This window comes from Leisingera sp. XS_AS12 (assembly GCF_041224635.1).
Taxonomy (GTDB): Bacteria; Pseudomonadota; Alphaproteobacteria; order Rhodobacterales; family Rhodobacteraceae; genus Leisingera.
The window spans coordinates 53,398-65,151 of the sequence record NZ_JBGFGM010000040.1 but is presented as its reverse complement, the minus strand read 5'-3'; the positions used below and the strand labels follow the sequence as shown (position 1 = coordinate 65,151).

The 11,754-nt window shown below is 65.1% G+C and carries 8 protein-coding genes and 3 tRNA genes; 9 read left to right on the top strand and 2 right to left on the bottom strand.

The window, feature by feature from the left end; genetic code table 11:
- Positions 1–131 precede the first annotated feature (131 nt).
- On the bottom strand, positions 132–2,480 hold the full coding sequence (locus AB9K35_RS00925) for an ATP-dependent helicase (protein WP_369924025.1): 2,349 nt from the start codon (positions 2,478–2,480) through the stop codon (positions 132–134).
- Positions 2,481–2,639: 159 nt separating this feature from the next.
- On the opposite strand from AB9K35_RS00925, the gene AB9K35_RS00920 reads away from it, so the two are divergent.
- From AB9K35_RS00920 to AB9K35_RS00905, 4 genes are all read left to right on the top strand, one after another.
- A complete protein-coding gene (locus AB9K35_RS00920) occupies positions 2,640–3,197 on the top strand; it encodes a DJ-1/PfpI family protein (protein ID WP_369924024.1) in 558 nt (185 codons plus the stop codon).
- Between the two features lie 61 nt (positions 3,198–3,258).
- Positions 3,259–3,666, top strand: a complete 408-nt coding sequence (locus AB9K35_RS00915) for a ribbon-helix-helix domain-containing protein (protein WP_369924023.1) — start codon at positions 3,259–3,261, stop codon at positions 3,664–3,666.
- 61 nt (positions 3,667–3,727) lie between these two features.
- Positions 3,728–4,876: an alpha-hydroxy acid oxidase gene (locus tag AB9K35_RS00910; RefSeq protein ID WP_369924022.1), complete on the top strand. Its 1,149-nt coding sequence runs from the start codon at positions 3,728–3,730 to the stop codon at positions 4,874–4,876.
- A 342-nt stretch (positions 4,877–5,218) separates the two neighbouring features.
- Positions 5,219–8,662 carry a pyruvate carboxylase gene (locus AB9K35_RS00905; protein WP_369924021.1) on the top strand — a complete coding sequence of 1,148 codons (3,444 nt, stop codon included), beginning with the start codon at positions 5,219–5,221 and terminating at the stop codon, positions 8,660–8,662.
- A 77-nt stretch (positions 8,663–8,739) separates the two neighbouring features.
- Here AB9K35_RS00905 and AB9K35_RS00900 read toward each other — a convergent pair whose 3' ends face one another.
- Positions 8,740–8,922, bottom strand: coding sequence for a hypothetical protein (locus AB9K35_RS00900; protein ID WP_369924019.1), 183 nt, complete (start codon positions 8,920–8,922; stop codon positions 8,740–8,742).
- Between the two features lie 158 nt (positions 8,923–9,080).
- On the opposite strand from AB9K35_RS00900, the gene AB9K35_RS00895 reads away from it, so the two are divergent.
- From AB9K35_RS00895 to AB9K35_RS00875, 5 genes are all read left to right on the top strand, one after another.
- Positions 9,081–9,155: transfer RNA gene (locus tag AB9K35_RS00895), tRNA-Gly, on the top strand.
- A 141-nt stretch (positions 9,156–9,296) separates the two neighbouring features.
- Complete coding sequence (locus AB9K35_RS00890) at positions 9,297–10,256, top strand: DNA cytosine methyltransferase (protein WP_222455853.1); 960 nt, start codon at positions 9,297–9,299, stop codon at positions 10,254–10,256.
- 93 nt (positions 10,257–10,349) lie between these two features.
- Complete coding sequence (locus AB9K35_RS00885; protein ID WP_369924018.1) at positions 10,350–11,252, top strand: NaeI family type II restriction endonuclease; 903 nt, start codon at positions 10,350–10,352, stop codon at positions 11,250–11,252.
- Between the two features lie 101 nt (positions 11,253–11,353).
- Positions 11,354–11,428 (top strand) — tRNA-Gly (locus tag AB9K35_RS00880).
- A gap of 156 nt (positions 11,429–11,584) precedes the next feature.
- Positions 11,585–11,659, top strand: a tRNA-Gly gene (locus AB9K35_RS00875).
- Positions 11,660–11,754: the final 95 nt, after the last annotated feature.

The window sequence follows — 11,754 nt, the reverse complement described above, 5'->3', positions numbered from 1 at the left end:
GGGCAGCCCTGCTGCCCGCCGCCGCTGCCGCGCCCGGATCGGATCGCCAAGGCGATCCGATCCCCCGGCCATGCCGGGGCATTTAACTGTCGTGAAGAGGCCTATCGACCGCGTTCAGGGCCGCGCGTCGCTCAGAACGGGATGTCGTCCGCTGCCGAGACGAAGCGGGCCACGACCTTCTTCGGACCGGCCTTCTCGAAATCGACTTCCAGCTTGTCACCCTCGATGCCGAGAATCGCGCCGTAGCCGAATTTCTGGTGGAACACCCGCTCGCCCAGGGTGAAGCTGGAGGTGGCGGTCAGATCGATCACCTGGTGGCGGCTTTCCTTGGGCTGGCTCAACCCGCGTTGGCCGGAGCGCGCCTGCAGCCGCTTCCAGCCCGGCGAGTTGTAGCCGTCGGCCTGTGCCATCTTGTCCTCGATGGTGGAGCGCACGCCGTAATCAGATGCCCCCGCCGCGCCGGCCCCATAGCCGCTGCCGGTCAGCACTTCGACGTGCTCCTCGGGCAGCTCGTCGATGAAGCGCGAGGGCAACTGCGACTGCCACTGGCCGAACACCCGGCGGTTGCCGGCAAAGGAGATGGTGCAGATTTCCTCGGCCCGCGTGATGCCGACATAGGCGAGGCGGCGCTCTTCCTCGAGCCCCTTCTGGCCGCTTTCATCCATCGAGCGCTGCGAGGGGAACAACCCGTCCTCCCAGCCCGGCAGGAAGACCGCGGGGAATTCCAGACCCTTGGCCGCGTGCAGGGTCATGATCGACACCTTTTCGTCCGCGTCCTGCTTGTCATTGTCCATCACCAGGCTGACGTGTTCGAGGAATCCCTGAAGATTCTCGAAGTTCTCCAGCGCCTTGACCAGTTCCTTGAGGTTTTCGAGGCGGCCGGGCGAATCCGGGTTCTTGTCGTTCTGCCAATGGGCAGTATAGCCGCTTTCATCGAGAATGATCTCGGCCAGTTCCATGTGGCTGATGTCGCCATCACCGGCCATGCGGCCCCAGCGGGCGATGCTGTCGACCAGCTCGCGCAGCTTGCCCGCGCCCTTGCCCTTAATCTGGCCCGACTCGACCGCCAGCCGCGCGCCCTCGACCAATGACACACCGTTTTCGCGGGCGATGATCTGGATGGTCTGCTGCGCCTTGTCGCCAAGGCCGCGCTTGGGCGTGTTGACGATGCGCTCGAACGCCAGATCGTCCTCGGGCGAGGTCACGACGCGGAAATAGGCCATGGCATCGCGAATCTCGAGCCGCTCATAGAAGCGCGGGCCGCCGATCACGCGATACGGCAGGCCGATGGTGAGGAAGCGGTCCTCGAACGCGCGCATCTGGTGCGAGGCACGGACGAGAATCGCCATGCTGTTGAGGCCGATGGGGCGCTGGCCGCGGGTGCCGCGCTGCATCGCCTCGATTTCTTCGCCGATCCAGCGGGCCTCTTCCTCGCCGTCCCAATGGCCGATCAGCCGGACCTTTTCGCCGTCACCGGCATCGGTCCACAGCTCCTTGCCAAGACGCCCCTGATTGCCGCGGATCACGCCCGCTGCGGCAGCCAGGATATGACCGGTGGAGCGGTAGTTCTGCTCCAACCGGACCACCATGGCGCCGGGAAAATCCTTTTCAAACCGCAGGATGTTGCCGACCTCGGCACCGCGCCAGCCGTAGATCGACTGGTCGTCGTCGCCGACGCAGCAGATATTCTTGTGCGCCCCCGCCAAGAGCCGCAGCCAGAGGTACTGGGCGACGTTGGTATCCTGGTATTCGTCCACCATGATGTAGCGGAACCAGCGCTGGTACTGCTCCAGCACATCCCCGTGGTTCTGGAAAATCGTCACCATGTGCAAGAGCAGGTCGCCGAAATCGACCGCGTTCAGCTCGCGCAGGCGGGTCTGGTACTGGGCATAGAATTCAATGCCGCGGTTGTTGTAGGCCCCCGCATCCGCCGAGGGCACACGGTCAGGCGTCAGGGCGCGGTTCTTCCAGTCGTCGATGATGCCCGCCAGCATCCGTGCGGGCCAGCGCTTGTCGTCCACGCCTGCGGCCTGAACCAGTTGCTTCAGCAGGCGGATCTGGTCGTCGGTGTCGAGGATGGTGAAATTCGATTTCAGCCCGACCAGCTCGGCGTGGCGGCGCAACTGCTTGACGCAGATGGAGTGGAAGGTGCCAAGCCAGGGCATGCCCTCGACCGCCTGGCCGAGCATGCCGCCCACCCGTTCCTTCATCTCGCGCGCGGCCTTGTTGGTGAAGGTCACCGACAGGATTTCATTGGGCCGCGCCCGGCCGGTGCTGAGGAGATGCACGATGCGGGTGGTCAACGCCTTGGTCTTGCCGGTGCCGGCGCCTGCCAGCATCAGGACCGGACCGTCCAGACATTCCACCGCCTCCCGCTGCGCCGGGTTGAGGCTGTCCAGATAGGGCATCGGCCGCGCCTGCATGGCCCGGGCCGACAGCGATGCGCCCTCAAAGGCGTCCATTTCGTCAAAACTGCTCATACCCGTGATCCTAGCGTGATTCAGGCGCGGCGGAAAGGGGACGTTCACATTCTGTTCCCGCCAATTTCACCCCACCGCGGCAATGTAGTATCCGCCTAATACCCCGGCAGGCGGCCGAGGTGCTAGCCCCTTCCCTGCCAATTGCAGAGGAGGATCAAGATGGCACGCGTATTGATGATCACCGGCGACTACACCGAGGACTATGAGACCATGGTGCCGTTCCAGACCCTTCTGGCCTGCGGCCACGAGGTGGATGCGGTCTGCCCCGGCAAGGCAGCGGGCGAGACGGTGAAGACGGCAATCCACGATTTTGAGGGCGACCAGACCTACAGCGAGAAGCCCGGCCATAAATTTGCGCTGAACGCGGATTTCGCCGCGGTCGATCCCGCGAAATATGACGCGTTGGTGGTGCCCGGTGGCCGCGCGCCGGAATATCTGCGGCTGAACGAGGAGGTGCTGGCGATGGTGCGGCACTTCTTTGAGACCAACAAACCGGTGGCGGCGATCTGCCATGGCGCGCAGCTGCTGGCGGCGGCAGGTGCGCTGGAGGGGCGGCAATGCTCGGCCTATCCGGCCTGCGCGCCGGAGGTGAAGGCCGCGGGCGGCACCTATGCCGATATCGAGGTGACAGAGGCGGTGACCGATGGCAATCTGGTGACCGCACCGGCCTGGCCTGCGCACCCGGCCTGGCTGCGCCAGTTCATGGCGCTGCTGTAATCCGCGCCCTGCCCCGCCCGCTCGGGCTGGCGGGGCATTTTCTGGCAGACGGGAGAGAGACATGTGCGAGCTGTTTATCGGTGCCGACCCCGACCTGTGGGAAAGCCGCACCAAGTCGCTGCGGATCGACGGCATGGCGACCTCGATCCGGGTGGAGCGGTTTTTCTGGGACATCCTGGAAGAGATCGCCGCGCGGGATGCGATGACGGTGAACCAGCTGATCACCAAACTCTATCACGAAAGCCTTGATGCGGATCATGATCTGGGCAATTTCACCTCTTTCCTGCGGGTGTGCTGCGGGCGTTACCTGGCGCTGGCCAGCACCGGCGAGGTCCCCCGCGATGCCGCCACGCCGCTGGCGGGCGTCGATGCGCCGGGCATTCTGGCGCGGGAGCGGGCGGCGCGGGACGCCACGCGCAAGGACGCCGCCACCCCGGCCCCGCCGACGCCGCAGCGGCGGGTGAACTGAGCCGACAAGCGATTGATTTTACGCTGGACAGACGCGCAGCTCCGGCGGCAGTTTGCCCTCTATGGATCTGCATCAGCGCTACCCCGGTCTGGATGACCTGAAACGCCGCGCCCGCCGCCGCCTGCCGCGGTTCGTGTGGGAGTATCTGGACAGCGCCACCGGGCGCGAGACCACGCAGGCGCGCAACCGGGCCGGGCTGGACCGGGTGGGGCTTGTGCCCTCGATCCTGCACGGGCCGCTGACGCCGGATCTGTCCACGCCGCTTTTTGGCGAGACGCTGCCGCTGCCGTTCGGCGTCGCCCCTGTGGGCATGTCGGGGCTGATCTGGCCCGATGCCGAAGGCATTCTCGCGCGCAGCGCTGCCGCCGCCGACATCCCCTATTGCCTGTCCACCGTGGCCAGCCAGTCACCCGAGGACCTGGCACCGCATCTGGGCCGACAGGCCTGGTTCCAGCTATACCCGCCCAAGGACGAGGGCATCCGTGCCGACATGCTGGCGCGGGCGCGCGATGCGGGCTTCAAGGTGCTGGTGCTGACGGTGGACGTGCCCGCCGCCTCGCGCCGGGAGCGGCAGGTGCGCTCGGGCCTGACGCAGCCGCCGCGGCTCACCCCGCGGCTGCTGGCGCAAGTTGCCATGCGACCCGCCTGGGCCATGGGCATGGCGCAGCAGGGGATGCCGCATATGCGCACGCTGGACAAATACATCGAGGGCGCCAGCGCCAGCCTGTCGTCGACCGCGCATGTGGGCTACCTGCTGCGCACCTCGCCCGACTGGGACTATGTGCGCTGGCTGCGACAGCACTGGGACGGCCCGCTGGTCATCAAGGGCGTCTTGCGGGCCGAAGATGCCGCGCGGCTGGCTGATGAGGGCGCGGATGCGATCTGGGTGTCGAACCACGCGGGCCGCCAGTTTGACGGCTGCCCGGCGGCGATCGACATGCTGCCCGCCGTGCGTGCCGCGGTGGATGTGCCGGTGATCTTTGACAGCGGCATCGAGGGCGGGCTGGACATCCTGCGTGCGCTGGCGCTGGGGGCGGACTTCGTGATGCTGGGACGCGGCTTTCACTATGCGCTGGCGGCTCTTGGCGCGGGCGGTCCGGCGCATCTGATCGACATTCTGGCCCGCGATCTGGAGGCCAATATGGCCCAGCTGGGACTGGCGGATCTGGCCGCAATCCGAGACCTGAAGCGACACAATCTTGCGCAATAAGACTGACCTGCGCAGTTTGTGAAAACACCAAGCAGACCCTCGCCCGCCCGACGCCCGACCTGCGCCAGAATGCCGCAACGCAGCTACGAAATGCTGCACTGCGGAGACACACGGCCGTTACAAAACAGGCAGAGAATCCCGGAAAAGCCTGTTGTTTTTGCATGTTTGCGGTAACATCGCCTGCCGCCGCGTTTTTGCAGCCAATCGTCGCATCGCGCATCGGACAGGAAACATCAGGCCGCTTGAGAGCGCAATCATGCCGGTTCTACCCAGAACTACGGTTGTCTGAACGGTTATTATCCGCCTAACAATTCTCCAACTTGCACGGACCCCGAGGGTGAAATGACCGACTTCAAAAAGATCCTGATTGCCAACCGTGGCGAAATCGCGATCCGCGTGATGCGCGCAGCCAATGAAATGGGCAAGCGCACCGTCGCCGTCTACGCCGAGGAGGACAAGCTGGGCTTGCACCGGTTCAAGGCTGACGAGGCTTACCGTATCGGCGAAGGTCTGGGACCGGTTGCGGCCTACCTGTCGATCGACGAGATCATCCGCGTCGCCAAGGAAAGCGGTGCCGATGCGATCCACCCGGGTTACGGCCTGCTGTCGGAGAACCCGGATTTCGTCGATGCCTGTGCGCGCAACGGCATCACCTTCATCGGCCCCAAGGCGGAAACCATGCGCGCGCTCGGCGACAAGGCCTCGGCCCGCAAGGTGGCGATTGCCGCCGGCGTGCCGGTGATTCCGGCGACCGAAGTGCTGGGCGATGACATGGACGCGATCCGCAAGGAAGCGGCCGAGATCGGCTATCCCTTGATGCTCAAGGCGAGCTGGGGCGGCGGCGGTCGCGGCATGCGCCCGATCTACGGCGAAAAGGAGCTGGAGGAAAAGGTGCTGGAAGGCCGCCGCGAGGCGGAAGCCGCCTTTGGCAACGGCGAAGGCTACCTGGAGAAGATGATCACCCGCGCCCGCCACGTCGAGGTGCAGATCCTCGGCGACAAGGACGGCAACATCTATCACCTCTACGAGCGGGATTGCTCGGTGCAGCGCCGCAACCAGAAAGTGGTCGAGCGCGCGCCTGCCCCCTACCTCAGCGAAGAGCAGCGTGCCGAGCTGTGCGACCTGGGCCGCCGGATCTGCCAGCATGTGAACTATGAATGCGCGGGCACCGTCGAATTCCTGATGGATATGGAAAGCGGCAAGTTTTACTTCATCGAGGTGAACCCGCGGGTACAGGTGGAGCATACCGTGACCGAGGAGGTCACCGGCATCGACATCGTGCAGGCGCAGATCCTGATCGCCGAGGGCAAGAGCATTGCCGAAGCCACCGGCAAGGCGAGCCAGGATGAGATCCGCCTGAATGGCCACGCGCTGCAGACGCGCGTCACCACCGAAGATCCGCTGAACAACTTCATCCCGGACTACGGCCGCATCACCGCCTACCGTTCGGCCACCGGCATGGGCATCCGTCTCGACGGCGGCACCGCATATGCGGGCGGCGTAATCACCCGCTACTACGACTCGCTGCTGACCAAGGTCACCGCCTGGGCGCCGACACCCGAAAAGGCGATTGCCCGCATGGACCGCGCCCTTCGCGAGTTCCGGGTGCGCGGCGTGTCGACCAACATCGCCTTTGTCGAGAACCTGCTGAAGCATCCGACCTTCCTGTCGAATGAATACACCACCAAGTTCATCGACGAGACGCCGGAGCTGTTCCAGTTCGCCAAGCGCCGTGACCGCGGCACCAAGGTGCTGACCTATATCGCCGACATCACCGTGAACGGCCACCCCGAGACCGAGGGCCGTCCGGCGCCTGCAGCCGATCTGAAAGAGCCGCGCGCGCCCAAGGTGGAGCCGGGCAACCTGCCCTACGGCACCCGCAACCTGCTGGAGCAGAAGGGCGCGCAGGCCGTCGCCGACTGGATGAAGGCACAGCGCCAGCTTCTGCTGACCGACACCACCATGCGCGACGGGCACCAGTCGCTGCTGGCGACCCGGATGCGCTCGATCGACATGATCAAGGTTGCACCGGCCTATGCGCAGAACCTCAGCCAGCTGTTCTCGGTCGAGTGCTGGGGCGGTGCGACCTTCGACGTCGCCTACCGCTTCCTGCAGGAATGCCCGTGGCAACGCCTGCGCGACCTGCGCGAGCGGATGCCGAACCTGATGACGCAGATGCTGCTGCGCGCCTCCAACGGTGTCGGCTACACCAACTATCCCGACAACGTGGTGCAGTCCTTCGTGAAGCAGGCCGCGAAGACCGGCGTTGACGTGTTCCGCGTCTTCGACTCGCTGAACTGGGTCAAGAACATGCGCGTCGCGATGGACGCGGTGATCGAGAGCGGCAAGGTCTGCGAAGGCACCATCTGCTACACCGGTGACATCCTGGATCCGAACCGGGCCAAGTACGACCTGAAGTACTATGTCGGCATGGCGAAGGAGCTGGAAGCCGCGGGCGCCCACGTGCTGGGCCTGAAGGACATGGCTGGCCTCTTGAAGCCCGCCGCCGCGCGCCAGCTGATCAAGGCGCTGAAGGAAGAGGTCGGCCTGCCGGTCCATTTCCACACCCATGACACCTCCGGCGTGGCCGGGGCCACCATCCTGGCGGCGGCGGATGCCGGCGTCGACGCGGTGGATGCGGCGATGGATGCGTTCTCGGGCGGCACCTCGCAGCCCTGCCTCGGCTCGATCGTCGAAGCGCTGCGCAACACCGACCGCGACACCGGCATCGACATCGCCAAGGTGCGCGAGATTTCGGACTACTGGGAACAGGTGCGGGCGCAGTATGCCGCGTTTGAAAGCGGCCTCGCGGCGCCGGCCTCGGAAGTCTACCTGCACGAGATGCCGGGCGGCCAGTTCACCAACCTGAAGGCGCAGGCGCGTTCGCTGGGGCTGGAAGAGAAATGGAGCGAAGTGGCGCAGACCTATGCCGACGTGAACCAGATGTTCGGCGACATCGTCAAGGTGACGCCGTCGTCCAAGGTGGTCGGCGACATGGCGCTGATGATGGTGAGCCAGGGCCTGACCCGCGCCGAAGTCGAGGATCCCAAGACCGACGTGGCCTTCCCCGACTCGGTTGTGGACATGATGCGCGGCAACCTGGGTCAGCCTCCCGGCGGGTTCCCGGACGCGATCGTCAAGAAGGTGCTCAAGGGCGAAGAGCCGAACCGCGAACGCCCCGGCAAGCATCTGAAACCGGTGGACCTGGAGGCAGCCCGCGCGGATCTCTCCAAGCAGCTGGAAGGCTTCAAGATCGACGACGAGGATCTGAACGGCTACCTGATGTATCCCAAGGTGTTCCTGGATTACATGGGTCGCCATCGCCAGTACGGCCCGGTGCGCACCCTGCCGACCAAGACCTTCTTCTACGGCATGGAGCCGGGTGAGGAAATCACGGCCGAGATCGACCCGGGAAAGACGCTGGAAATCCGCCTGCAGGCGGTGGGCGAGACCGACGAGAAAGGCGAAGTGAAGGTCTTCTTCGAACTGAACGGCCAGCCGCGCGTGATCCGGGTGCCGAACCGCTTGGTGAAGGCCTCGACCCAGGCCAACCCGAAGGCGGAAGCGGGCAACCCCAACCATGTCGGCGCGCCGATGCCGGGCGTGGTCGCCAGCCTCTCGGTGCAGGTTGGCCAGCAGGTCCACGAGGGCGACATGCTGCTGACCATCGAGGCGATGAAGATGGAAACCGGCATCCACGCCGAGCGTGACGCGGTGGTGAAAGCCATCCACGTGCAGCCCGGTGCGCAGATCGACGCCAAAGATCTGCTGGTCGAGCTGGAATAACCCCGGCACCATCCGGCAGAACGACCAACGCCCCGCCCAATTGGCGGGGCGTTTTTTTTTGCATGTCGCGACCGGGCTCAGGCCGGATGCGAGGGCGTCAGCGGCAGGGTGGTGATTTCGACCCGCACTGGCAGGATCGCCTCCACGTCCGGTGCCCAGCCTGCGCCCGCCGTCGCCTCGGGCGGGACCGGGGTCAAGGCAAGCCCCAAGGCGATTGCGCCGCCGAGCGCCCCGATACGAAGAAACTCCCTGACTGGCATGACCGTGGTCTCCTGTGTGAACAGCGTTGCTTTGCAGGCTGACACGGCGCGCAGCCCGGGTTCCGTCGCCGAAGCGGCAATTTTTTTTCGACAGCGCCCGATTTTCCGCTTGCAGCCGCGCGCATCAGGCCCTAAATCACCGCTCACCGAATGGCAGCGCGGGCGTAGCTCAGGGGTAGAGCATAACCTTGCCAAGGTTAGGGTCGGGCGTTCGAATCGCCTCGCCCGCTCCATTCGAAAGTGAAGAGGCCGTCCTTCGGGGCGGCCTTTCGCATTTCGGGATTTCCGCCTAGTCTGCCCCTGCGGAAAACCTTGTGCGGAATCACCTTTGCGCCTAGGAACGGAGCGAGAACAAATTTGACGGGCGGAGCAGGATGCTGACATCGGTAGAACTATGCGCAGGTGCGGGCGGTCAGGCCCTGGGACTGGAGTCTGCCGGCTTCGACCACACTGCGCTGGTGGAGATCGACAAGCACTGCTGCGCCACGCTGCGCCACAACCGCCCGCAGTGGAACGTGCTGGAAGAGGACGTGCGCAAGTTCAAGGAGGTCGCGGGCGATTATCGCGGCATTGACCTCCTCGCTGGTGGCCTGCCCTGCCCGCCGTTTTCGGTGGCCGGCAAACAGCTGGGCGAGAAGGACGAACGCAACCTGTTCGACGACGCGATCGAGATTGTCGACGCCACCCGGCCCCGCGCGGTGATGATCGAAAACGTGCGCGGCTTTCTGGATGCGGTGTTCCACGACTACCGCGAAAAGTTGAAAAAGCAGCTCTCCAAACTTGGGTATGAAACCGACTGGCGGCTGCTGAACGCCTCTGATTTCGGCGTGCCGCAGCTGCGGCCGCGGGTGGCGATCATCGCGCTGCGCAAGGAATTTTCCGGCCAGTTCAACTGGCCCGAGCCGCTGCCGCACAACCCGCGCACCGTGGGCGAGACGCTCCTGGACCTGATGCAGGAACGCGGCTGGCGCGGCGCCGAGGACTGGGCGGCAAAGGCCGACGAGATTGCGCCGACCATCGTTGGCGGCTCCAAGAAACACGGCGGACCGGACCTGGGGCCGACGCGGGCGCGACGGGCCTGGGCGGCGCTGGGGGTCGAGGGGCGCACCATCGCCTATGAGGCACCGGACCCGTTCCACAACGGCATGCCGCGGCTGACGGTGCGGATGGTGGCGCGCATCCAGGGCTTCCCGGACGAGTGGCATTTCACCGGCGCCAAGACCAATGCCTACCGTCAAGTCGGCAACGCCTTCCCGCCGCCGGTGGCCGAAGCCGTGGCACGCGAGCTGAAAGCGGCGATTGCCAAGCCCAAGCTGCATGCCGTACGGGCCTGAGAAAATCATCCGGATTACAGAGCCGACAGCAGCGCCCGCTCCGCGCGAAGCGGACTGCGCGCTGTGTGAGTGTTCGGCGGGGCGATACCTGTCATGAAACAGAAACTTCCCGACAGCCTGGTGCGCCCGGGCCACCCGGATTTTGCGCTGCTGTCGTCGCTGGCCGAAGAGATCACCTCCAGGGCGGGCGGCAGCATGGCGCTGGAACATGACGTGCCGCAGATGCTGCGCCAGTGCATCGACGACGTGATCATGACGCCCAAGACCGGGCGGCGCGCCTATGAGGAGCTGGAAAAGACCGAGAAGACCTACATCGGGACGCGGGTGGAAATCGAGTTGCGGGCATTGCTGCGCCTGCCCAAGGGCCGGCTGGATACCGTGATCCTGGGTCAGGATGTCGACATCAAGCACACCATGGGCGGCAACTGGATGATTCCCACCGAGGCGCTGAATTGCGCCTGCCTGCTGGTGGCGGCGGATGAAGCACGCGCCCGTTGCTATCTCGGGCTGATCGTCGCCCGCCCCGAGCACCTAACCGCCGGGCAGAACAAGGACGCCAAGCGCAGCATCTCTGCTGACGGGTTCCGCCACATCCTGTGGCTGCTGAAGGATCAGCCTTATCCTGCCAATTTCTGGCGCGGCGCGGATGAGACCGCGGTGGCGCAGATCTTTGCCGGGGAAACCGGCAACGAGCGCATGGCGCGGCTGTTCCGCCTGATCCAGCGCCGCGCGATTCCGCGCGACGTGGTGGAAGCCGTGGCGCAACAGAAGGATTTCATGCGTCGAATCCGGGCCGATGGCGGCCATGGCACCCGCGACATGCTGGCGCGCGAGCGGATCGTGCTGCTGGAAGGCCAGAAGGATGCCCAGCTGATCAAGGCGCTGGAGCTGCCCCCCTGCCCGGCCAGCGCCTTCATCTCCTGCCGGATCGACGATGCGGCGCAGGCGCGCCTGCTTGAACACTCCCGCCACAAGCTGCCATACCGCCCGGGCTGAGGCGGGTTTCGCATTTATCCACAGATACTTGGCGCTTGGGTCAATTTTCCGCTTGCAGCCCTGCATCGAAAGTCCTAGAAATCGCCCTACCAAATGGCAGCGCGGGCGTAGCTCAGGGGTAGAGCATAACCTTGCCAAGGTTAGGGTCGGGCGTTCGAATCGCCTCGCCCGCTCCATTTGGATCAAAAACGCCGCCCATCCGGGCGGCTTTTTTTGTTTTTCTCCCCGGTAACGACGCAGCCTGGCGCAGGCGAATTTCTTGCTCGAAGGTGCATTTTTTTGCTTGCAGTCCGGCGGATGATTTTCTATTCACCGCCTCACCAAATGGCAGCGCGGGCGTAGCTCAGGGGTAGAGCATAACCTTGCCAAGGTTAGGGTCGGGCGTTCGAATCGCCTCGCCCGCTCCATTTGAAACGAAAAGGCCGTCCCTCGGGGCGGCCTTTCGCGTTTCAGGCTGCTCCCCACTCTCCCCCACGCCTCGCAAGGCCAGCCGCGGGAAATT